Here is a 21,989-nt window from a genome sequence, read left to right as displayed (position 1 = left end):
CGCAGAGTTTACCTGAGTACAGGCCTCTCTCCATCTGCCCGCGTGCCATGCCGGGCGGTTAACGCGCCCGAAACCTGCTTCTGGAGCTCAATAAGCTAATGGCTCAATGCTGGCCAATTGCTCTCATGTTCGTCGATAAGTTCTTATTTTCAAGAAAATTGTAGATATCGATTCGCGCAGATGAATATCCACGTCTAGGTTATGTAGCGTCCACACGACGCAGTAAAGGGACCTATCGCGGCGGTGTCACAAGCGCTGCCGCACCTAAAAGCTCCATATATGGATTGGAGGCAGCATGCATAACAAGATTGTGAAAAGCGGCTTAATAGTGGGAAGCCTACTGGCGGCGATCTCGGGCGAGGTGCTCGCAGAGTCGAACAAAAGTAGTAGCCAACTGTTTAATGCGTTTTGGAGCCCGACCCGCTTGGGACCTCTGGAATGTCGTTTTGGCCTGCTCAACAGCACGACATTGGGGTTGCCGCGCTGTATGCAGGCGAGCAACACCTCCACTCACCTGCAGATGTTCAAGGACATTGCCCAAGCCAATGGCGGCAATCGGGCTGCAGGTTTGCCGGGTTACCAGCGTTCAATCGACTACGTGAAATCCACCCTGGAAAGTGCCGGCTATCGCGTAGAGGTTCAGCCATTCCCCTTTACCGCCTATTACCCGCAAGGGCCCGGCGAGCTGCAGGCCTTGGCGCCTACGCCGGCGGTGTTTGAGTGGGATGTGGATTTCACCTACCTGTCGCAAACCGAAGACGGTGACGTCAGTGCGCCAGTGGCGGCTGTGGATATCGCGTTGGGCGCAGGCAACCTGTCCAGCAGTGGTTGTGAGGCGGAGGACTTTGTCGACTTCCCCTCCGGTTCCATCGCCTTGTTGCAGCGCGGTACCTGTAACTTTCAGATAAAGGCGGAGAACGCCGCTGCGGCCGGAGCCTCAGGGGTGATTATCTTCAACCAGGGCGATACCGAGGACCGCAAGGGCCTGCTTAACGCCACCCTGGGCGACAGCTATGCCGGCGGTGTCCCGGTGTTCTTCGCCACCTACGATGTCGGGGTTGGCCTGGCGCAGAGCACTGAAACCCAGGTGCGCATGCTGGCCGACGTGGTGCGCGAGCGCACGCAGACCTTCAACCTTATCGCCGAGAGTCGCCACGGCAATGCCAACAATGTGGTGATGGCCGGGGCTCACCTCGACTCTGTGTATGAGGGCGCAGGTATCAACGACAACGCATCAGGCAGTGCCGCGTTGCTGGAGCTGGCGTTGCAGCTGCAGAAAGTACGGCCGAAGAACAAGCTGCGCTTCGCCTGGTGGGGTGCTGAGGAGTCAGGGCTGGTCGGCTCGACTTACTATGTCAGCCAGCTGCCAGCCGAGCAGAAGAGCAAGATCAAGGCGTACTTGAACTTCGACATGATCGCTTCGCCAAACTTTGCCTACTTCATCTATGACGGCGACGGTTCTGCGTTCGGTCTGCAAGGCCCACCCGGTTCGGCAGCCATCGAGAAGCTGTTTGAGGAGTACTACAAACTGCGCGGCCTGCCTTCTGAGGGCGACGAGATCACCTTCCGCTCGGATTACGCGCAGTTCTTCCTTGATGGCATCGCCTTCGGTGGTTTGTTCACCGGTGCTGAGGTGTTGAAGACCCCGGAGCAGGCAACCCGTTATGGCGGCACGGCGGGTATCGCGCTTGACCCTTGCTACCACGCTAGTTGCGATGACCTGAACAACATCGCGCAGCGTGCCCTGGAGATCAACGGCGATGCGATGGCCTTTGTGACCAGCTGGTTGTCGTTCTCCACCAAAGTGGTGGATGACCAGATCGAGGCCGCTACGGCCGAGAAGAGTGTGGCGCGTAGTGCACAGAGCTACGACATCACCCACTGGGGTAAACACTGGATCAAGTGATCGGCTGAAATGCAAAACCCCGCCAGGGCTTAGCTTTGGCGGGGTTTTCTTTGTCTGCAATAACTGTGGGCGGCGGCTTGTTCGGCGGGCTTAGCTGGCCGTCAACTGGCGCTGCTTCAGCGCGTTCAGGCGCTCGATCATATAGCGCAGGTGCATATGCAGCTGGTACAGCTCGCTGGAGTAGGACAGCGGCACTTCGACCCGTGCCAGCTCGTCTTCCAAACGCTCCAGGCGGGCGATCTCTGCGTCCAGGTCGCTGGGCAGCTTGCCCTTGTACAGCTGCTGATCGATCTCGCGCAGGTGCTTGTACCAGCGGTAGATACGCGCGCGGATGCGCCACTGATAGATCGGGCCGACGGCCTTGAACAGCGGGAACAGCAGCACCAGCAGCGGAATGGCCAGGATGATGTAGCGGTCCGCCAGCGAGGCGATGCGAAACGGCAGGTAGCGCTGCAGGATCGGCAGGCCCTTGTCGTAGTAGTAATCGGCTTCGCCCAGAGTGTTCAGTGACAGCGGCGGTTTGGCCGGGTAGCTGCCGGCCGGATCGAGCAGGCTGCCGTTTTTCAGCACGGTTTTCGCTGCTTCGAGGATCAGCGGGGTGAGAGAGGGGTGGAACTCCTCGCCGGCTACCAGGGTGGCAACCGGGCCGAGGGTGACGATGTCGCGATCCGGAGTGTTCTGCGCCATATCGAGCATGCCTTCGCCTACCTGCAGCTGGCTCAGATACGGCAAGCGCGCCAGGTAGGCTTCGGTGCGCCGTAGGCTGACCAGGCGCACCTTGGGTTCCGCCGCCAGGCGCTGAATCAGCGCGTTTTCCGCCGGGCCGATAAAGAAGGCGGCGTCCAGCTTGCCCGCAATCAGCGCATCGGCGGCGTTGCTGCCGCCCAATTGCTGCCAGCGCTTGGGGTACTGCGCCGGTTCAATACGATTGGCCGCGAACAAGGCTGCAGTCACCGCCTGGGTGCCGCTGCCCTGCGAGCCTACAGCCAGGCGCAGTTTCATCAGATCGCTCAGCCGCTCGAATTTGACCTTGTCACCGAGAAACAGCCACAGCGGCTCACGGTACATCACGCCCAGACCATTGAGCTTGCCGCGCGCTTCGTCGCTAAGGGTTAGTTCCTGGCCGCTCTGCACCAGCGCCAGCTCCACTTCGCCGCTGCCGAGTTTGCCCAGGTTGTCTTCAGAGCCTGCGCTCTCAACCAATTCCAGGGTAAAGCCCTGCAACTCCAGCTCAGCCTGCAGACGCTCGCCAAACGCATGGTAGCCACCACCTACGGCGCCGGTGGCCATGCGCGCATGCATCGGTGGCGGCGGCGCAGCGAAATAGAACAGCGCGCCAACCAAGCCTGCAATTACCGGCACGATCCACAGGTTGGTAAGGATCAGAATTTTCAGGTCATGAAGAATGCGGCGCATGGTCAGTCCTTGTCATTAACTTGGCTGAGGATAGCCGCAATGACTGGCCAAGCTAAATGCCGAGTGTGTTCTGATCAGCTGCTTACGCCAGCCAGGCGCATGCTGCGCTGCTCGCGCCAGCGGTCTAGTAACCCGAGCACCACCAGCAAGCCCAGGGCATACCCGGCATCCATACCCAGCATCAGCAGCACCAGGGCGCACAGCAGCGCGCTGAATGCGGCCAGCCAGCGCCAGATGCCGCGCAGCAGTACCCAGCCGGCGGCCATGCTCAGCAGGTAGATAAGGACGAAATTGCCATTGGCGTAGCGGATCAGGTCATCCACCGTCAGCTCAAGCACGCTGGCCAGGCTGGCGCACAGGGCGCAGCTGAGGATCACCAGCAACAGGGCGCGGGCCGGTGCGCCGTGCTGGTTGCGCTGGGCCAGGCTGGTTGGCAGCTTGCCCTCGTCGGCCAGGCTCCAGATCAGTCGGGCGAAGCCCTGCATATACACGTTCATTGAGGCGAAGCAGGCCAGGTAACCCACAGTGGCGGCGATCCAGCGCGCCTGGTCGCCCAGCAGCAGGTCGAGCATACGCGGCAGCGATGCCGCATCGGTCTGCACATCGCCGTAGGTATGCAAACTCAGCACCGCCACCGAGCAGGCCCAATACACCAGGCCAGCCAGCAGCACGCCAAACAGCAGGGCCAGGGGGAAGTCGCGCTCGGGGTTCTTGAACTCCTCGCCCATATGGGTAAAGGCCTCGATACCGACAAAACACCAGAACATCACCCCCAGCGCTGCCGGCAGCAGATGCCAGGAACCGTTGATGGGTGGCAGCAGTGGCTGACTGCTGACGGGCAGATCGCCGACCCACCAGATCAGCGCAATGGTGGCGATAATCGCCACGGCAATAGCGCCCTGAATCATCCCGCTGGCCTTGGCTGGGCGCTGGCCGAGCAACAGCATGGCGACGAGCGTGCCCAGTTGGATGGCCAAGGCCTGGCCACGGCTGAGATCGAATAGCGCCTGCCAGAAACCGCTGGCGATATTTAGCGCCGCCGGCAAACCCACAGGCAGCACGGCGAGAAACAGCAGGGCGCTTAGGCGTTCCATCCGTGCACCGAAGGCGCGGCCAATCAGGTGCGGCGCGCCGCCGGCATGGGGGAAGTGGCGGCCCAGCTGAGCGAAGGTAAAAGCCACCGGCAGCACCAGGGCGATCAACAGCATCCAGGCCCATAAAGATGCCTCACCGGCAGCAGTGGCGGCCAGCGCCGGGATCACGAAAATCCCGGTGCCCAGCAGCGAGGTACTCAGCAGGCCAATCCCTTGCAGCAGGCCCAATTCCTGGTTCAGACGACTCATGTTGTATGCTCTGGCGTTTTGCCGGCTATGGTAGGGCGCGGCCCTGCAAAACACCGCCGTAGAAGCGTCGGCGTTACCCGGTAAAGTGACGGAATTGGCCGTCAAATTGCCTCGGACCTGCTCACAGGCTGCTGCGCTTCGGCTAAACGGCGTTGAAAACTGCCTCGGAATGCTCATTTACAACACGTAAACTCCGCTTCCTCGGTTTTTTCGCCACCGTTTACCTCTAGCTCGCGAGCCTCTGAGCAGGTCCTTATTGTCGAGAAAGACCTGTGGACAAGTTCGATCAGCAGATACTCGCCCTGTTACGCGCCGATGCGCGTTTGCCCGTCAGCCAGATCGCTCGCGAGGTCAATCTGTCGCGCTCGGCCGTCAGCGAGCGCATTCGTCAGCTGGAGCAGGCCGGTGTGATCAGCGGCTATCACGCCCAGGTGACGGCGCCGGGCGATGGGGCGATCAAGGCCTATCTGGAGCTGTTCTACCAGGGTGGGCGCTGTGAGCACTATGTCGAGCTGATGCGCGTGTTCCCCGAGGTGCGCCGCTGCAGTGGCATCAGTGGCGAGACCGATATGCTGGTGTCCATCGAGGCCGCGTCGATGCAGCGTTTGAGTGAGATTCGCGGCGAGATCGAGAACTTTCCCGGGATGCAGAAAGTCAAGACTCATATGGTGGTCAAGGATTGGGTGTTCTAAGCATGCGCATCCTGCACACCTCTGACTGGCACCTTGGCCAGCACTTTATGGGCAAGACCCGCCAGGCCGAGCATCAGGCGTTTTGCGCCTGGCTGATCGAACAGGTACGCGAGCAGGCCGTCGATGTCGTGCTGATCGCCGGCGATATCTTCGACACCGGCGCGCCGCCGAGCTATGCCCGCGAGCAGTACAACCGCTTTATCGTCGAGCTGCGCGCCACCGGCTGCGAACTGGTAGTGCTGGGCGGCAACCATGACTCGGTGGCCATGCTCGGTGAGAGCAAGACGCTGTTGGCGCAACTGGGTACGCGGGTGATTCCCGGCGTTAGCGAGAACTTGGAAGAGCAGCTGCTGGTGCTGCATCGGCGTGATGGCTCGCCGGGGGCGATTCTCTGCGGTATCCCCTTTATCCGCCCACGCGATGTGCTGCAAAGCCAGGCCGGGCAGAGTGCGCAGGACAAACAGCAGTCGCTGCAGCAGGCGATCCAGCAGCACTACCAGAGCCTCTATGCCCTGGCCGAGGCGAAATGTGCCGAGCTGGGCGGCGAGCTGCCGATTATTGCCACGGGCCATCTGACCACAGTCGGTGCCAGCACCAGCGACTCGGTGCGCGAGATCTATGTCGGCAGCCTGGAGGCCTTTCCCACCAGCGCTTTCCCGCCAGCGGCCTATATCGCCCTGGGGCATATTCACCGCCCGCAGAAGGTCGGCGGCCTGGAGCATATCCGCTACTGCGGCTCGCCGATTGCGCTGAGTTTCGATGAAGCCAGGCAGCAGAAGGAAGTGCTGCTGGTTGAGCTGAATGGCAGCGGTTTGCGCAGTATTCAGCCATTGCCGGTGCCGCGTTTTCAGCCGCTGTTGTCGCTGCGCGGCTCGCTTAAAGAACTTGAAGTCGCCATTCAGGAAGCGGCCAAGCAGGGTAGCGCCGAGCAGCCGGTTTGGCTGGAAGTGCTGGTCGGCACCGATGACTATTTGAGTGACTTGCAACTGCGTATCGCCGAGCTGTGTGAGGGTCGGCCGGTGGAAGTGTTGCGTATCCGCCGCGAGCGTGGCAATGCCAGCGCCAGCCTGCAGGGCCAGGCCAAGGAAACCCTGGATGAGCTCAGCGTGGAGGATGTTTTCGCCCAACGGCTAAGCAGCGAAAGCCTGGACGAAACCGAGCAGGCGCGCCTGCTGGGGCTGTATCAACAGGTGGTGAGCGAATTGCGCGAGGGCGAAGTATGAAGATCCTTAGCCTGCGCCTGAAAAACCTCAATTCGCTCAAGGGTGAGTGGAAGATCGATTTCACCGCCGAGCCGTTTAAAGACAACGGTCTGTTCGCCATCACCGGGCCGACTGGCGCGGGCAAAACCACGCTGCTCGACGCCATCTGCCTGGCGTTGTATCACCGCACCCCGCGTATGAATACGGTGTCGGCCAGCGCCAATGAGTTGATGAGTCGACACACTGCAGACTGCCTGGCTGAGGTCGAATTCGAGGTCAAAGGCGTTGTCTACCGCGCGTTCTGGAGCCAGCGCCGTGCCCGCGATAAAGCCGATGGCGCGCTGCAAGCACCCAAGGTGGAACTGGCCGCCGCCGATGGTCAGATCATCACTGACAAAATCAACGAGAAGCTGCGCGAAACCGAGCGCCTGACGGGCCTCGATTTCGAGCGTTTTACCAAGTCCATGCTGCTGGCCCAGGGCGGTTTTGCAGCCTTTCTCGAAGCCAATGCCAACCAGCGTGCCGAGCTGCTGGAAGAGCTGACCGGCACCGATATCTACGGGCAGATTTCCCAGCGGGTGTTTGAGCAGTGTCGCGAGGTCAAGGTCGCCCTCGACCAGCTACGCGCCAAGGCCGAAGGCGTCGAACTGCTCAGCGAAGAGCAGCGCATTGAGCTGCAAGCGCAGGCCGAGCAGCTGGCTATTGATGAAGCAGCGCTGGGCCTACAGCAAGACGAATTGCAGCGCCAGCGCCGCTGGTGTGAAGACCTGAGCAAAACCCAGGCTCAGTTGCACGCCAGCCAGCAGGCTGAGCAGGCGGCGCAGGGTGACTTACAGCAGGCCGAGCCGCAGCTGGCGCAATTGGCCGCCAGCGAACCGGCACTGCGTTTGCAGCCGTTGCACCATGACTGGCAGCAGGCCCGCCACAGCCTGACGCAGACCGAGCAGGGCCTACAGCAGAATACCGCCGAGCAGCGAAGTGTTGATCAGTCCATTGCGGAGCACAGCTGGCAGGCCCGCGAACTTAGCGCCTTGCTGCTTGCCGATTGCCAAGCGCAGCGTCAGCAGCTGGCCGAGCGCCTGCAGGCGTTGCAGCAGCAACTGGCCGCGCAGCCGCAGCATGGCCTTCTGGGTGAGCAACTGGGCAGTTGGGGCGAGCAACTTAAAACACGTCAGCAACTGGCCGGAGAAATCGCCCAGCTGCAACTGAGCCAGCAGCAACTGCAAGAAGCCATCGCCGCCTTGCAAACGCATCTCGGCCAGCAGGCGGAACAGCTCAGCACTGAGCAGGTTCGTCTGCAGCAAGCGCGCGAGCAGGAAGACGCCGCGCAGCAGCAACAGCATGCGTTGCTGGCCGGGCGCAGTGAGGCAGCCTTGCGTGAGCGCTGGCAGCAGCTGCATATCCAGGGCGGCCTACTGAATCAACTGAGCGAATTGGCCACGACCCAACAGCGTCTGGCAATCGAGCAAACCCAGTTGGTCAGCGCCCTGACGCTGTTGCGTGAGCAGCATCAGGCCAAGGGTGCCGAGGTGGCTCAGTTGCGCCTGAGTTACAAGGACTTGCAGCAACAGGTGCAAGCCCAAGAAAAACTGCTGGAGCAGGAGCAGCGTATCCAGGCCCTGGAAGCCCATCGCGCTCAACTGCAAGCCGGCGAGGCCTGCCCGCTGTGCGGCTCCGAGTCGCACCCGGCAATCAGCGCTTATCAGGCCCTGGACGTTTCGGCGACCAAGGCGTTGCTCAACAGCAAGCGCAACGAGCTTGAGGCCCTGACCGAACAAGGTCGGCAACTGGCTGGCGAACTGGAAAAGCTCGCCGCACGCCTGGAGCAGCAGCAACAGCAATTTGAGCGTGGCCAGCAGACTCAGGCTGAGCAGGGCGAGCGCTGGCAGGCGCTTAATGCGCAGCTGGAAAACCCACTGGCCGATGCCAGTGCGCTGGCTGAGCAACAGGCGCAACAGAGCGTTGAGTTGCAACAACTGCAGCAGTGCCTTGCGCAGCTGCAACAGCTCAACAGCAACCTTGAGCAGCGCCAGCAGGCGCGGTTGGTCTTGCAGCAGTTGTGCACCGAGCTGGAACAGCAGCAGGCGCTTAATCGTCTGCAAATGCAGCAACGCCAGGAGCAGGTTGACCAAGGCCAATTGCGCCTGCAGCAGCTGTTGCAGGTTGCCGACGAACGCACCGCCAGCCTAAGCCAAGCCCTGGCGTCGTTCGGCTATCAGCTGCCGGACGACGCCAGCGCCTGGCTCACCGAGCGCCAAACAGAGTGGCAACGCTGGCAGCACAATCAGCAGCAAAACCTGGATTTACAGCGCGAACTCAGTGAGCTGGACCATGGCCTGCTGGCTGCTGTGCAACGGGCCCAACTCTGGCAGCAGCGTTGGGCTGCATTGGATCTGGCCGATCAGCCGGCCTTGGGCAAGCTCGCCGATGTTCAGGCAGCCTTGCAGCAGGCGCAGGTTCAGCTGGAAGAGGCGCAGCGCCGTCAGCAGCAGTTGGCTGGTAGCCGTCAGGCGTTGGCCAGCCGTCTGCAGGGTGACCAGGCGCGCTTGCAACAGGCCGAACAGCAGTGGTCGGCCGCTCTAGTTGCCAGCCCCTTTAATGCCGAGGCCGATTATCGGGCCGCTTTGCTTGATGACGTTCAGCGCGCCGCGTTGCAGCAATTGCGTCAGCGTCTGGATAAAGCCTTGAGCGATGCTCAGGCCCTGGCCAGTGCTGCCGCGCAGCAATTGGCAGCTCTACAAGCCAGCCCGGCCACCATGCTCAGCCTGGCGGAGTTGGATGAAGAACTGCTCGCCCTTAATGCCCAGCTCAAAGCCCTGAGTGAACGCCAGGGCGAAATCCGCGCCCAGCTACAGGGCGATGATGCGCGCCGGCAAAGTCAGCAGAGCCTGTTCGCCGCGATCAGCGCCAAGCAGGGTGAATACGACCTGTGGCAGCAGCTCAACAGCTTGATCGGTTCGGCCGATGGCGCCAAATACCGCAAGTTCGCCCAGGGCCTGACCCTGGATCATCTGGTCTACCTGGCCAATCAGCAGCTCGAGCGCCTGCATGGTCGCTACCAGTTGGCGCGGCGCAGCAGTGGTGAACTGGAGCTGGAGGTGATCGACACCTGGCAGGCCGATGCAGCGCGCGACACCAAGACCCTGTCCGGCGGCGAGAGCTTTCTGGTCAGCCTGGCCCTGGCCTTGGCGCTGTCCGATCTGGTTAGCCACAAGACCAGCATCGACTCGCTGTTTCTCGATGAAGGCTTCGGCACATTGGACGGTGAAACCCTGGAAGTGGCTCTGGACGCCCTGGATAACCTCAATGCCAGCGGCAAGATGATTGGCGTAATCAGCCACGTCGAGGCACTCAAGGAGCGCATCCCCGTGCAGCTGAAAGTGCACAAGGGTGTCGGCATGGGCTACAGCGGCCTGGATAAGCGCTTTGCGGTGAATGCGCGGGACAATTGATCTGCGCCAGCGTTGCTTTGGCCATGCCTACCTATACTGAGGCTTAGCGCGCAGGAAGCGGTCTCTAAATCCGCCAGGAGCTGCGGTTACCTCTGTCTCGGAGCATTGCACTTGGTCAAGCTGTTGATCTGCCTGCTGTGCTGCTATTGCCTGGTTGTTGATGTCCATGCGGCCCCGCGTTCGGCCGAGGCCTTGACTCTCTGTTATGAGGATCAAAACTCCTACCCCTGGGTGATGACCGACGGCAGCGGGCTCAATCTGCAGTTGCTGCGTCTGGTCGACGAGGCCTTGCCGCTGCAGTTCAGTTTCGTTGCCGTGCCCTGGAAGCGCTGCCTGTCCGGGCTCGCCCAAGGCACTTATGACGGCGCCTTTGCCTCCAGCTTCAAGGAGGAGCGTCTGCTTCTTGGCCGCTACCCGCAGGATGCCGATGGTCGCCTGGATGAGCGCAAACGCCTGCACACCTCTATCTACGCCCTGTACCGGCGCAAGGGCAGCCCGGTGAGCTGGAACGGCGAGGAGTTTCGCCAGTTGCACGGGCGAGTTGGTTCCCTGAGCGGCTTTTCGATTGTCGATTTTATTCGTGCCCAGGGCGCCGAGGTGGATGAAACCAGCCGCGATCCCTTGGCGCTGTTGCAGATGCTTAGACATAAACGCATCGAAGCGGCGGCGCTGCAGAGTCTGCGCGGCGACTTTGTGCTGCAGGCCAACCCTGAGCTGGCGGCGCGGTTGGAGAAGGTCAAACTGCCGCTGGAAGAGAAGGCCTACTACCTGATGCTGTCCAATGCCTATGTGGCGGCTAACCCCGCGTATGCCGCGCGTATCTGGGATGAAATTGAGCGTCAGCGCGAGTCGGTGACCTATCAGCAGCAGGTGCGGGATTTTCTGGCACGTTCTCAGCCCTGAGCCGGTTAATGCTTGGTGCCTGCCAAGCGCAGGCGCATGATCGTGCTTCGCCTCGATGAGTATTGCCGTATGGCCAAGTCTCCCGCCGCTCCACCGTCTGCCTCTGCGCTTGGGCGTTTTCTTACGTTGGCGGGCACCGCTACGCGTATTAGTGGCAGCGTGTTGGGGCAGAGTTTGCGACCAGGGCGCAGCGGGATTGATTGGCAGCCGGTGGGCGATCTGCTCACCGATGTGCTGGGCGAGATGAAAGGCCCGGTGCTGAAACTGGGACAAATGGCTTCGCAGTGGCAGGGTGTGCTTCCTGAGCCGGTGGCACTGGCGTTGGCCTCGCTGCAGAACCGTGTGCCGGCCTTGCCCTTCAGCGCGCTGCGCGGGCATCTGCAGCAGGTGTATGGCGCGGACCTCGGGCAGTTTTTTCAGCAGATCGACGAACATCCCTTTGCCGCCGCGTCCCTCGGCCAGGTGCATCGCGCTATAGCGGCGGATGGGCGGGCGCTGGTGCTCAAGGTGCAATATCCCGGTATCGCCGAAATCTGCCAGGCGGATCTGCGTCAACTGCGCCGTTTGCTACCGCTGGGGCGCTTGTTCCGCGCGCCGGCCGAGCAGCTGGAAGGCCTGTATCAGGAACTGGCGGCGGTGATTGAGGCCGAGCTGGATTACCCCGCGGAGATGCGTCGCTTGCAGGACTTTCGCGCGCATTTCGCCGATTGGCCGGGCTTGCGCCTGCCGCAACCGCAGGAAGACCTTTGCCGACCCGGCGTGCTGGCGCTCAGCGAGGAAGCCGGCTTACCGTTTGCCGAGGTCAGCCAGGCCAGTGCCGAGGTGCGTGAGCGGCTGGCCTTGACCCTGGTGCGCTGGTTGAGTGCTCAGGCCTTCGAGCTGGGTCTGCTGCATGCCGATCCGCATCCGGGCAATTTCGCCTACACCGCGGCGGGTGAGCTGGTGGTGTATGACTTCGGCTGCGTGCAGGCGCTGTCCGCGCCGCTACTGGCGGCCTATGTGCAAACCTACAAGGCGTTGCAGGCCCGCGACGGCGAGCAGCTGGAAAAGGCCTTCCAGGCGCTCGGTACACGCCAGCCGAAATCCACCACGCCCTATGGTTTGTACCGCCAGCTGCATGGTTTGCTCGGGCCGCTGTTGCAGCCTGGTGTGCACTGGGACTTTGCCGCCACGCCGCTGCATGAACAGGTGCAACGGCTGTTGCCCGATGTGCTGGGGGCCTTGGGCAGCTTGCAACCGGCACCGGCTACCTTGCTGGTCAATCGCACGCTGGAAGGGCATTACTGGAACCTCAGCCGCCTCGGTGTGGCGCTGCCGGTGGCCGATCTGCTGCAGGGGCAATTGGCCGGGCGCTAAGCCGCAACTGCGCGGCAGCTCTAGCGCATGGTCTTGACGGGTATGGCTTGGCCATTCTCGATACGGGTCAGGTATACCGCGCTGGAGCCCTGATGCTGGCTGCGAGAGAACGCCACCTTGAAGCCTCCCAGGTCCGTTTCGAGGTGTTCCAGCGCGTCAAGAAACGCCTCCCGTGTCGGTTCAGCGCCGGCCTTGCGCAGCGCCTGAGTAAACACCGCCGCGCCGATATAACCCTCCAGCGAAGCATGGTCAAAGTCTGCGGGCTGCATATCGGCCTGATAGGCCTGCACTAGAGCCAGCGAGCTGTCGTGCGGGGAGGGCACCACCTGGGTTATATAGACCCCGTCGCCGTCGTTACCCGCCTCGCGGATAAAGCCTTCGGTGCCGATAAACGACACGCTGATAAAGCGCGTATTGAAGCCCAGCGCTTTCGCCTGCTTGATCACGGCCGCCAGCTGCCTGTAAGTGCCGACAAAGAACACCGCTTCCGGTTGGGTGCGCTGCAGGGCCTTGATGGCCGCAGTCACGTCCAGCGAGTTGCGCTGGATGCGCGCCTGCGCATGAATCTTCAGCTCGCGCTTGAGCAGGGCGCCGTTAAGGCCGCCCTTGACCGACTCACCGAAGGAGTCGTCCTGCATCAGGATGGCGATCTTGCTCAGCTTGAGGTCTTGGGTCACGCGCTCGACCAGTTGCTCGGTTTCCTCGATATAGGAAGCGCGAATATTGAATACCCCAGGTTTCGCCGGTGTACGCAAGAATTCTGCACCAGTGAACGGGAACAGGTAAGGCACCTGCGCCCGCAACGCCAGCGGCACGGCGGCGCGTGAAGTGGGCGTGCCGACATAACCGAGCAGGGCGAACACTTGTTGGGTTTTCAGCAGGCTGCGGGTATGCGCGGCGGTTTGGCTGGGCTCGTAGCCGTCGTCCAGGCTGAGCAGGTTGATCCGTCGGCCGTGCACTCCGCCTTCGGCGTTGACGCGCTTGAAGTAGGCCTGGGCGCCATTGAGCATGCCCAAACCCAGGGCCGCCGCAGGGCCGCTCTGCGCGTTGACCATGCCGATCCGTACTTCATCCGTGCTCAGGCCAGGCTCCGCTGCGCTGGCAAAACCCGGCAGCAGCAGGCAGCTGGTGACCAGGCCGTACAGCCGCTGTCGAAAGGTCATCGATAGGCTCCTTGCCATGGTTGCAGGCCACTGCAGGGCCCGTCCTTCCATTTCTTCTTATTCTGGGTATGCATGTGATCCTCTAAAACACTCTAGTCAGTTGTGCATAAAAGACCGGGCTTTACTCGCTTGCCGTTGATGCTGATGGCTCCTGCTGGTACTTGCCTTGCTGTAGATCATCGAAATAACGCTGATAACGCCCACTGTCACGGTAGAGCTGCAGGCGTTTATTGAAGCGCTCGAGCAGCGCCGGGCTGCCTTCCAGGCTTTTCGACAGCATCAGGTAGCTGAGATTGACCAGTAGCGGCTTGGGGTGATGGGTGATCTTGGCCTGATCCTCCGTACTGAAGTGGCTGCGCAGGGCGGCGTAGCCCACGTTCATCTCCTGCGGGTAGAGCACCACGCGTTCCTTGAGCAGCTTGTCGAAGTTCTGCTGGTCGTTGGAGACGCGCTCGATCTTCACCTTGTTCTCGGCGAGAAAGGCGTCGAAATCCGCGCCGTAGCTGTATTCCAGGCCGCCGCCGAGGGTCATGCCGGTGAGGTCGTCAAAGCGCTGCCAGTCAAAGGGCAGGCTTTTCAGGTGAAAGAACACGAACTTTTCATCAAGCAGTGGAGCGCTGAACAGAAAATCCGCCTCGCGCTCGGCCTTGTGCATCCACACCGCGGTGCCGTCGAAGCGGCCGGCAGCCGCCGCAGCATAGGCCCGTGGCCAGGGCAGAAACTGGAAACTGACGCGATAGCCTTCATCGGCCAGCAGGTCGCTGATCAGGTGGGCGATCACCCCGTTGTGTTTCAACTCGCTGGACAGATAAGGCGGCCAGTCACCGACACTGATCTTCAGCTCAGGCTGTTCGCTGGCTTGCGCGGGCAGGCCCAGCAGCAAGCAGAAGGCGACGAACAGGTTTTTCCACTTCATTGAAGCCCCTTAGTGACAACCGGGAATATCGCGTACGTGTGGTTATAAGCCAGTAATACCACCGCGCAGGCGCAGATAAAACGCCATTAATGTTTCATTAAAACGTCATCGCGCGCGTGAAGACTGCTGCGGATTTGTCCAATCCCCGTGTCTTTGCATAAGGATAGTTGCTGTGCTGCGAATCCCTACACTGTGTGCGCTGTTTGCCCTGGCTCCATTGGCCTCGGCCCTGGAGCTTAAACCCTTGGCGTTGTATCAGAGCGGTTTTGCCGCCGGCACTGAAATTGTCAGTGCACAGGCCTCGAGCATGCGCGTGATTGTCTCCAACAGCGCCGAAGGCTTGGTGGATGTACTGCAGCTGGACCCGACCAAGGGCCTCAACCGCATTGCCCGGCATAACCTGGTGGCAGCAGGCACGGGGGAAATCACCTCGGCGATTTTCCATCCCAGCGAAGACCTGTTTGCCGTGTGCATCCGCAACAGCGATGGCCTGAAAAACGGCCGGGTCGAGTTGCGTTCGGTGGCCGATGGCAAGTTGCTCAACACCGTGGAAATCGGCATCTGGCCGGACAGCCTGGCGTTCTCGCCGAAGGGTGACTTCATCGTGGTGGCCAACGAAGGCGAAGGCTATGTGCGCGACGGTGAGGGTTTCCGCAGTGGCGAAGGCTCGATCAGTCTGATCGACCTGCGCGGCGGCGTTGCAGCGGCCAAGCACAGCCTGATCAAACTGCCGGACCTGGCGGGTGTCGAGGGCACCACTCAGGCCGAGCATCAGCGTCTGCTGGAGCGGGTGATCGACGGCGAAGAGCTGAAAGTGCCGTTCGGCACCAGCCCGGAGCATATCGAGCCGGAATACGTGACCTTCAGCCCGGACGGCGCGCGGGCCTTCGTCAGCCTGCAAGAGAACAACGCGATTGCCGTGGTGGATGTGCTGCAAGGCAAGCTGGACAAGGTGTTTGGCGTCGGCACTGTGCGCCATGCGGCGGATATCGTCGATGACGGCAAGTACGCACCGGCGGCCGAGCTGTTTGCCCTGCGCGAGCCCGATGCGCTGGCGGTGAGCGCCGATGGTCGTTACCTGATCAGCGCCGATGAAGGCGATACCGACCCGAAAATCGCCAAGACCAAGGCTGGCCTGCCCAGCGGTGGTGGGCGCACAGTCAGCGTGTTCGATGCCATGAGCGGCAAGCTGCTCGGCGACACCGGCAGCCAGCTCGATGATATGGCCGCCCAGGCCGGTGTTTATCCGGATGTACGCAGCCCAAACAAAGGCAGCGAACCGGAAGGTGTGGTGAGTTTTGATGCCTTCGGTAAGCGTCTGGCGGTGGCTACCCTGGAGCGTGCGGATGCCCTGGCCCTGATCGATCTGGACCAAGCGGCGCAACCCAAGGTGCTGCAGGTAATCGGCGCCGGTGAAGGCGCAGGTTCCGGCCTGTTGGCGCCGGAAGGTCTGGCTCACGTTGAACACAACGGTCGGCATTTCCTGGTCACCGGCCTGGAGAAGAGCGGCAACGTCGCGCTGTTCGAATTGCTCAAGTAATACGCCTGTTGCCGGCCAGGCGCGCTGCATGCGTCTGGCCGAGTGCCAAACAAGCCGGCCTTTGCGCCGGCTTTTTATGGCCTGCCATCCCTGGCGGCCACCCTTCTGGCCGTCGCTGCGCGACGTTGAAAATCACTCCTGGTGCTTTTTTCTTGGCGGCCAGTTCCCCGCCAGCCTCGGGCCCTTTAGAGTGCTGCAGCGCAATCGTGCGGGTAACAGGGGATGGCTGGCGCATGACCTTCTGGGTCGTTTCAATTCTGTTTGTATTGACCTACCTGGGCATGGCCGCAGGGGGCATTCGTGGCCTGCGCGTCGATCGCAGCTGGATTGCCGGCTGCGCGGCGGTATTGCTGCTGGTCAGCGGCGCGCAGTCACCCAGCGAGTCGGCCAGCCATCTGGATGCCGGTGCGCTGTTGCTGCTGCTGGCGCTGATGCTGATCAGTGCGCAGTTCGACTTCTCCGGGGTATACGCCTGGCTTAACCAGCAACTCAGCCACTATGCCGAGCAGCCCGCGCTGCTGCTGTTGGGCGTGGTACTGCTGGGCGGCGTGCTGTCGGCGTTGCTGGTCAATGACATCGTCGCCTTCGTCCTGACCCCGCTGCTGTGCCATAGCCTGCTGGCCCGTGGCCTCGACCCGCGGCCGTTTCTCCTGGCATTGGCGCTGTCGTGCAATGCCGGCTCATCTGCGAGCCTGATCGGCAACCCGCAGAACATCCTGATCGGCCAGGCCGGCGGCCTGGATTTCTGGTCCTACACCTGGATTGCCGGCCCGCCGGCACTGGCGGCGTTAGCCATTACCTACGCGGTGATCTGGCTGCAGTGGCGCAAGCGTTGGGGCACGGCCAAGCCGCTGGTGCAGGCAGAAACCCCGGTGGAGCGCATCTACGGTCTGCGCAGTTACCTCAAGCCGCTGCTGGCTAGCCTGGTACTGCTCGGGCTGTTTTCCACCGACATGCCACGGGAGGTTTCTGCGCTGCTGATTGCCGCGCTGGTGATGATTTCGCGGCGGGTGGATAGCCGCGACTATGTGCACAAGGTCGACTGGAACCTGTTGCTGCTGTTCGCTGGTCTGTTTGTAGTCACCGGCGCGGCGCTCAGCCTGCCGCAGGTCGCCGGTATGGCCAGCAGCCTAGGGGAGTGGGGGTTGTTACCCGAGGGAGTGATTTCCCTGGCCAGTGCGTCGCTGTTGGCCAGCAACCTGATTGGCAATGTGCCTTTCGTGATTCTGCTGCTGGGCGTGCAGCCCGAGGCGTCCGAGTCGATGCTGGTGGGGCTGGCGATCATGTCGACGCTGGCAGGCAACCTGTTGCTGATCGGCAGCGTGGTCAACCTGATCGTCGCCGAAAGCGCGCGGCGTCAGGGCGTACCGCTGAGCTTTGTCGACTTTGCCCGTAGCGGCGTGCCGGTGACCTTGCTCAGCATGGGCCTGGCGGGGCTGTGGCTAGGGCTGGGCGGCTGGCTGCCCTGGTAAGCCGTTATTTCCAGCGGTTCTGCCGCCAGGCCTGCTGCTGTTCGGGCGTCTGAAAGGTCCAGGCGACAAAGCGGCTCTGCTTCTGGCCCTGGGCCATTTCCACCGTCTGTACCTGTAACGCGTCGGCCTTCTTCAGTGCGCTGTAAACGCCCGGCAGGTTGCCGGCCTTGGAAATCAGGCTGCTGAACCACAGCACCTGCTGGCCGACCTCGACACTTTCCTTGATCAGCTGGCTGACAAACGCCGCTTCGCCACCCTTGCACCACAACTCCGCCGACTGGCCGCCAAAGTTCAGCACTGGCAGTTTGCGCTTGGGGTCGAGTTTGCCGAGGTTGCGCCATTTGCGCTTGCTGCCGCTGCTGGCTTCTTCCGCACTGGCGTGGAAGGGCGGGTTGCACAGGGTCAGATCGAAGCGCTCATCGCGCTGCAGCAGCCCTTGGAAGATATGCGTGCTGTCGCTCTGCTGGCGCAGCTCAATGGCCTCGCCCAGGCCTGGGTTGGCCTGCACTATGGTTTTGGCCGAGGCGATGGCACTGGCGGCGATGTCCGAGCCGAGAAACTGCCAGGCATATTCGCGGTTACCCAGCAGTGGGTAGATGCAGTTGGCGCCCACGCCAATATCCAGCGCGCGCACCTTGGCACCGCGCGGTATCTCGCCGCCATTGCTGTTGGCCAGCAGGTCGGCCAGGTAATGCAGGTAATCGGCGCGGCCGGGGATCGGTGGGCACAGATAATCCGCCGGAATATCCCAATGCTGGATGCCATAGAACTGCTTGAGCAGCGCCCGGTTGAACACCTTGACCGCCGCCGGGTTGGCGAAGTCGATGCTCTCATTGCCGTAGGGGTTGATGATCACAAAGGCCGCCAGCTCCGGGCTGGCCTTGATCAGCGCGGGAAAGTCATAGCGCCCCCGGTGGCGATTGCGCGGGTGCAGCTGGCCCTTGGCCGTATCGGGCGTACCGGTGGGCTTGCTCGGGGCAGGGCGTGGTGCGGCAGGTTTACGGCTGGGGCGTTTCGGCGGCAGGGACATGGCAGGCGGATCTAAGGCTTGGGGCGCGGGATTTTCCCACAGCTGGGCGCGGCGTGCTTGTCGATAGCAGTAAATCAGCTGCGCAGCGGGTTACACCTGGCCTGACAGTTTCGTTCAGGGATAACCAAGCACGGCCTTGATCTGCGGCAGATTGGCGGCAATCCACTGCGGATTGATCGCGCCCCAGTCACGAATCTCATAGTGCCCGGCGTTATTGCGTTCGCCGCTTTCCTGCTGGAAGGCGCAGTCGATATCCAGCTCGGCCAGGGCGGCCAGGGTGTCCTGGGCGGTACGCCGCGGCATGCCGGTGGCGGTCATCAGCGCCGGCACGCTGGTGGCTGCGCCGCTGTCGATTAGCCAAGCGACATACAGACGGCGGTAGAAGCTGGTGCGGGTTTTACTGACGTCCATGGGTCCTGTTCCTGGCTTGATGCCGTGCGCCACTGGCGCACGGCCTGATTGAGGGTCAGCTCAGGGTGGCGATCGCTATATAGGTGGCCGCACCGGAGATATAACCAAGGAAGGCCAGCAGGCTGATCTTCTTCAGGTACCAGATAAAGTTGATCTTCTCCATGCCCATCGCCGCTACACCGGCCGCCGAGCCGATGATCAGGCAGCTGCCGCCGGTGCCGGCGCAATAGGCGAGCATTTCCCAGAAGGTGCCGTTGACCTGGAAGTTGCTCAGCCAGGCGGTGTCTGCACCGGCCAGTGCCAGGGCTTCCGGAGTGATCAGTGGGTACATCTTCATCGCACCGGCTACCAGCGGCACGTTATCCACTACCGATGACAGCAGGCCAATGGCGATATTGATCGCGTACACATTGCCCAGGCTTTCACGCAGCAGCGTGGCGACCTGGGTCAGGTGGCCGGCAGTGGCCAGGCTGGAGACCGCCAGCAGGATGCCGAGGAAGAACAGCACGCTGGTGGTGTCGATGCGTCGCAGTACGCCGACGACCGACAGCGGGTGCTTGTCTTCGTCGTTCTTGCCGCGGTGAATCACTTCGGTGACCACCCAGAGCACGCCCAGGCCGAACAGGATGCCCATATACGGCGGCAGGTGGGTCACGGTCTTGAACACTGGGACAAATACCAGGGCGCCGATGCCCAGGATAAACACCAGGTTGCGCTCGAACGGTGTCGTCGGGTCGCGGCGCTCTTCATCGGATTCGCTGAGCAGTGGGCGTTGGATTTCGCCCTTCATGGTCATACTCAGCACCAGCAGCGGCACCAGCAGGCAGACCACGCTGGGGATAAACAGGTTGGCGATGATGCCGCTGGTGGTGACCTGATTGCCGATCCACAGCATGGTGGTGGTTACGTCACCGATCGGCGACCAGGCGCCACCGGCGTTGGCGGCGATCACCACGATACCGACGTAGAACCAGCGTTCTTTCTGATCGGCGACCAGTTTGCGCAGCAGCGAAACCATGACGATGGTGGTGGTCAGGTTGTCCAGTACGGCCGAGAGGAAGAAGGTGATCAGCGCCACCACCCAGAGCAGGGTGACGCGCTTGTTGGTGCGAATGCGGTCGGTGATGACCTTGAAGCCTTCATGGGCGTCGATCAGCTCGACGATGGTCATGGCGCCCATCAGGAAGAACAGGATCTCGGAGATTTCGCCCAGATGATGGCGCAGCTCTTCGGTGACGTGATGGTCATTGCCACTTGCCCCGGCGGTGGCGGCACCAATCAGCGGCAGAATGCTGTCCGCGCCGAGTACCAGCAGGGTCCAGCAAATCACCGCAGTCAGGATGGCCGACGCGGCTTTATCGATTTTCAGGGGATGTTCGAGGGCGATGCACAGGTAACCGAGGACAAAGATCAATGCCATCAACGCATACATGGTCAGAATTCCATTTGCAGGGCTTTTTTATTGAATTAGAGGTGCCGGAGGCTTTTGATGCGTCGACGAAGATGCCTGAATTGCTCAGAAATTGGGAGGGGATTTATCGCGCAGCGAGCCTGCCTGCGACTTGCGCAGGGTTTTTCTGACTGATTGGTTAGCGCTGCCGCGCCCCAGCGGCGCGGTTATGCGCAGCTGCGGGCGGCTGTGGGGTCAAGCCTGCGACAGGTCGTCGCGTTCGGCGCTGGCCGGCATGACGGGCTGTGGCGGGAAGATAAACGCCAGGCAGATGGCCAACAGCGGCATCAGCAGGTTGAAGAAGCAGTACGGCAGGTAACTCAGGGTCGCCACGCCCAGAGTGGCGGCCATATAGGCGCCGCAGGTGTTCCACGGTACCAGTACCGAGGTCAGGGTGCCTCCGTCCTCCAGGGCGCGCGACAGATTGACCGGCGCCAGCCCGCGTTTTTCATACTCGGCGCGGTACATGCGGCCCGGCAGTACCAGGGCGATGTACTGGTCGGCGGTGATGATATTGGTGCCGATGGTGGTGGCAATGGTGCTGGCGATCAGGCTGCTGGTGCTTTTCGCCAGGTGCAGGGTGCTTTGCAGCAGGCGCTGGAGCAGGCCGAGCTTTTCCAGTACGCCGCCAAAGCACATGGCGCAGATGATCAGCCACACCGTGGTGAGCATGCTAGCCATGCCGCCCTTGGACAGCAGGCCGTCCAGCGCCGGGTTGCCGCTGCTGGATTCATAGCCGGCGAACAGCGCGGTCCACACGGTTTTCAGCGGCGCCAGGTTGCCGGCCGCCGGGTCAGCCAGGCGCGCCATCACCTCGGGCTGAAAGACCACGGCGAACACGCCGCCGAGCAGCGCGGCGACAAACACCGCCGGAAAGGCCGCCCACTGGCGCACCGCGAGAAACAGCAGCAGCGCCACTGGCAGCAGCAGATGCCAGCCCAGGCTGAACTGACTTTCCAGCGCCTGCAGCACCTCGGCAATACGCGCGGTGTCATGGCTACCATCGGCGCGCTGGCCGAGGATAAAGAACAGCACCAGGGCAATGCCTAGCACCGGCACCGTGGTGCGCAGCATCAGGCGGATATGCGCAAACAACTCGGCCCCGGCAGCGGCGGGCGCCAGGTTGGTGGTATCCGACAGCGGCGAGAGCTTGTCGCCAAAGTAGGCGCCGGAAATGATCGCCCCAGCGGTAATCGCCGGGTCCAGGCCCAAACCGGCGGCCACGCCCATCAGGCCGATGCCCAGGGTGCCGGCTACGGTCCAGGAGCTGCCGATGGATAGCGCGGTGAGTGCGCAGATCAGGCAGCTGGTGACGTAGAAATATTCTGCGGAAATCAGCTTGAGGCCCAGCCAGATCATGGTCGGCACGGTGCCGGCGAGAATCCAGGTGCCGATCAGCGCGCCGACCGCCAGCAGAATCAGGTTGGCCTTCATCGCCATATGGATGCCAGCGAGGATGCCTTCCTCGATCTGCGCCCACTGCAGGCCATTCTTCAGGCCGACCAGGCCGGCGACAAAGGCGGCGCTCATCAGCGCGATCTGGTTCGGCCCGCTGGAGGAGCTGTCGCCATACAGGTAAACGGAAAGGCCCAGCAGCAATACCAGCACGCCAATCGGCAGCAGGGCATCGAGCAGGGAAGGGGAGCGTGCATCAGTCATGGGTGTACCGGTAGATCAGGTGAACCGTGGGAGGGGCTTTAGCCGCGACTTTGCTGTTAAAACTCGCGGCTAAAGCCC

At 62.0% G+C, this 21,989-nt stretch carries 16 protein-coding genes; 8 read left to right on the top strand and 8 right to left on the bottom strand.

The window, feature by feature from the left end; all coding sequences use genetic code 11:
• Positions 1 to 295: 295 nt before the first annotated feature.
• Positions 296 to 1,906 carry a M28 family metallopeptidase gene (locus ACQ4LH_RS16290; RefSeq protein WP_430698115.1) on the top strand — a complete coding sequence of 537 codons (1,611 nt, stop codon included), beginning with the start codon at positions 296 to 298 and terminating at the stop codon, positions 1,904 to 1,906.
• Positions 1,907 to 1,996: 90 nt separating this feature from the next.
• Here ACQ4LH_RS16290 and ACQ4LH_RS16285 read toward each other — a convergent pair whose 3' ends face one another.
• Together ACQ4LH_RS16285 and yjeH are read right to left on the bottom strand one after the other, a co-directional pair.
• On the bottom strand, positions 1,997 to 3,322 hold the full coding sequence (locus ACQ4LH_RS16285) for a TAXI family TRAP transporter solute-binding subunit (protein WP_430698113.1): 1,326 nt from the start codon (positions 3,320 to 3,322) through the stop codon (positions 1,997 to 1,999).
• A 74-nt stretch (positions 3,323 to 3,396) separates the two neighbouring features.
• Positions 3,397 to 4,665, bottom strand: a complete 1,269-nt coding sequence (gene yjeH, locus ACQ4LH_RS16280; RefSeq protein WP_430698112.1) for an L-methionine/branched-chain amino acid transporter — start codon at positions 4,663 to 4,665, stop codon at positions 3,397 to 3,399.
• 272 nt (positions 4,666 to 4,937) lie between these two features.
• Here yjeH and ACQ4LH_RS16275 point away from each other — a divergent pair, with 272 nt between their 5' ends.
• From ACQ4LH_RS16275 to ACQ4LH_RS16255, 5 genes are all read left to right on the top strand, one after another.
• Positions 4,938 to 5,357, top strand: coding sequence for an Lrp/AsnC family transcriptional regulator (locus ACQ4LH_RS16275; protein WP_430698111.1), 420 nt, complete (start codon positions 4,938 to 4,940; stop codon positions 5,355 to 5,357).
• 2 nt (positions 5,358 to 5,359) lie between these two features.
• Complete coding sequence (sbcD, locus tag ACQ4LH_RS16270; RefSeq protein ID WP_430698110.1) at positions 5,360 to 6,580, top strand: exonuclease subunit SbcD; 1,221 nt, start codon at positions 5,360 to 5,362, stop codon at positions 6,578 to 6,580.
• Positions 6,577 to 10,011 (top strand): SbcC/MukB-like Walker B domain-containing protein, encoded by a 3,435-nt coding sequence (locus ACQ4LH_RS16265; RefSeq protein WP_430698109.1) that lies wholly within the window; start codon positions 6,577 to 6,579, stop codon positions 10,009 to 10,011. The genes sbcD and ACQ4LH_RS16265 overlap by 4 nt, the downstream gene beginning before the upstream one ends.
• 111 nt (positions 10,012 to 10,122) lie before the next feature.
• Positions 10,123 to 10,914: a substrate-binding periplasmic protein gene (locus tag ACQ4LH_RS16260; RefSeq protein ID WP_430698108.1), complete on the top strand. Its 792-nt coding sequence runs from the start codon at positions 10,123 to 10,125 to the stop codon at positions 10,912 to 10,914.
• A gap of 36 nt (positions 10,915 to 10,950) precedes the next feature.
• Positions 10,951 to 12,270, top strand: a complete 1,320-nt coding sequence (locus ACQ4LH_RS16255; protein WP_430698107.1) for an ABC1 kinase family protein — start codon at positions 10,951 to 10,953, stop codon at positions 12,268 to 12,270.
• A 20-nt stretch (positions 12,271 to 12,290) separates the two neighbouring features.
• Here the strand turns inward: ACQ4LH_RS16255 and ACQ4LH_RS16250 are convergent, their stop codons facing one another.
• Together ACQ4LH_RS16250 and ACQ4LH_RS16245 are read right to left on the bottom strand one after the other, a co-directional pair.
• Positions 12,291 to 13,433, bottom strand: coding sequence for an ABC transporter substrate-binding protein (locus ACQ4LH_RS16250; RefSeq protein ID WP_430698106.1), 1,143 nt, complete (start codon positions 13,431 to 13,433; stop codon positions 12,291 to 12,293).
• Between the two features lie 121 nt (positions 13,434 to 13,554).
• On the bottom strand, positions 13,555 to 14,349 hold the full coding sequence (locus tag ACQ4LH_RS16245; RefSeq protein WP_430698105.1) for a substrate-binding periplasmic protein: 795 nt from the start codon (positions 14,347 to 14,349) through the stop codon (positions 13,555 to 13,557).
• Positions 14,350 to 14,521: 172 nt separating this feature from the next.
• Between ACQ4LH_RS16245 and ACQ4LH_RS16240 the strand changes: the two genes are divergently transcribed.
• Together ACQ4LH_RS16240 and ACQ4LH_RS16235 are read left to right on the top strand one after the other, a co-directional pair.
• The gene (locus ACQ4LH_RS16240) at positions 14,522 to 15,889 is read left to right on the top strand and encodes a choice-of-anchor I domain-containing protein (protein WP_430698104.1); all 1,368 of its coding nucleotides are present in this window, start codon (positions 14,522 to 14,524) and stop codon (positions 15,887 to 15,889) included.
• 233 nt (positions 15,890 to 16,122) lie between these two features.
• Positions 16,123 to 17,361, top strand: a complete 1,239-nt coding sequence (locus ACQ4LH_RS16235) for an SLC13 family permease (protein WP_430698103.1) — start codon at positions 16,123 to 16,125, stop codon at positions 17,359 to 17,361.
• Positions 17,362 to 17,365: 4 nt separating this feature from the next.
• Here ACQ4LH_RS16235 and rlmF read toward each other — a convergent pair whose 3' ends face one another.
• From rlmF to nhaC, 4 genes are all read right to left on the bottom strand, one after another.
• Positions 17,366 to 18,391, bottom strand: coding sequence for a 23S rRNA (adenine(1618)-N(6))-methyltransferase RlmF (rlmF, locus tag ACQ4LH_RS16230; protein WP_430698101.1), 1,026 nt, complete (start codon positions 18,389 to 18,391; stop codon positions 17,366 to 17,368).
• Positions 18,392 to 18,505: 114 nt separating this feature from the next.
• Positions 18,506 to 18,802 (bottom strand): winged helix-turn-helix domain-containing protein, encoded by a 297-nt coding sequence (locus ACQ4LH_RS16225; protein WP_430698100.1) that lies wholly within the window; start codon positions 18,800 to 18,802, stop codon positions 18,506 to 18,508.
• A 55-nt stretch (positions 18,803 to 18,857) separates the two neighbouring features.
• On the bottom strand, positions 18,858 to 20,234 hold the full coding sequence (nhaD, locus tag ACQ4LH_RS16220; protein ID WP_430698099.1) for a sodium:proton antiporter NhaD: 1,377 nt from the start codon (positions 20,232 to 20,234) through the stop codon (positions 18,858 to 18,860).
• 213 nt (positions 20,235 to 20,447) lie between these two features.
• The gene (gene nhaC / locus ACQ4LH_RS16215; RefSeq protein ID WP_430698098.1) at positions 20,448 to 21,911 is read right to left on the bottom strand and encodes a Na+/H+ antiporter NhaC; all 1,464 of its coding nucleotides are present in this window, start codon (positions 21,909 to 21,911) and stop codon (positions 20,448 to 20,450) included.
• Positions 21,912 to 21,989 lie beyond the last annotated feature (78 nt).

The sequence above is a fragment of the Pseudomonas peli genome, assembly GCF_050563605.1.
GTDB lineage: Bacteria > Pseudomonadota > Gammaproteobacteria > Pseudomonadales > Pseudomonadaceae > Aquipseudomonas > Aquipseudomonas peli_A.
The sequence above is the reverse complement of the archived record's forward strand: the minus strand, read 5'-3'. Positions and strand labels throughout refer to the sequence as shown.

Excerpts from the sequence above, each read along its gene's own strand:
- nhaD (WP_430698099.1), bottom strand. The coding sequence starts at position 20,234 with ATGTATGCGTTGATGGCATTGATCTTTGTCCTCGGTTACCTGTGCATC.
- sbcD (WP_430698110.1), top strand. The coding sequence starts at position 5,360 with ATGCGCATCCTGCACACCTCTGACTGGCACCTTGGCCAGCACTTTATG.
- ACQ4LH_RS16225 (WP_430698100.1), bottom strand. The coding sequence starts at position 18,802 with ATGGACGTCAGTAAAACCCGCACCAGCTTCTACCGCCGTCTGTATGTC.
- ACQ4LH_RS16235 (WP_430698103.1), top strand. The coding sequence starts at position 16,123 with ATGACCTTCTGGGTCGTTTCAATTCTGTTTGTATTGACCTACCTGGGC.
- ACQ4LH_RS16265 (WP_430698109.1), top strand. The coding sequence starts at position 6,577 with ATGAAGATCCTTAGCCTGCGCCTGAAAAACCTCAATTCGCTCAAGGGT.
- ACQ4LH_RS16255 (WP_430698107.1), top strand. The coding sequence starts at position 10,951 with ATGATCGTGCTTCGCCTCGATGAGTATTGCCGTATGGCCAAGTCTCCC.
- ACQ4LH_RS16290 (WP_430698115.1), top strand. The coding sequence starts at position 296 with ATGCATAACAAGATTGTGAAAAGCGGCTTAATAGTGGGAAGCCTACTG.
- rlmF (WP_430698101.1), bottom strand. The coding sequence starts at position 18,391 with ATGTCCCTGCCGCCGAAACGCCCCAGCCGTAAACCTGCCGCACCACGC.
- yjeH (WP_430698112.1), bottom strand. The coding sequence starts at position 4,665 with ATGAGTCGTCTGAACCAGGAATTGGGCCTGCTGCAAGGGATTGGCCTG.
- ACQ4LH_RS16245 (WP_430698105.1), bottom strand. The coding sequence starts at position 14,349 with ATGAAGTGGAAAAACCTGTTCGTCGCCTTCTGCTTGCTGCTGGGCCTG.
- nhaC (WP_430698098.1), bottom strand. The coding sequence starts at position 21,911 with ATGACTGATGCACGCTCCCCTTCCCTGCTCGATGCCCTGCTGCCGATT.
- ACQ4LH_RS16250 (WP_430698106.1), bottom strand. The coding sequence starts at position 13,433 with ATGACCTTTCGACAGCGGCTGTACGGCCTGGTCACCAGCTGCCTGCTG.
- ACQ4LH_RS16285 (WP_430698113.1), bottom strand. The coding sequence starts at position 3,322 with ATGCGCCGCATTCTTCATGACCTGAAAATTCTGATCCTTACCAACCTG.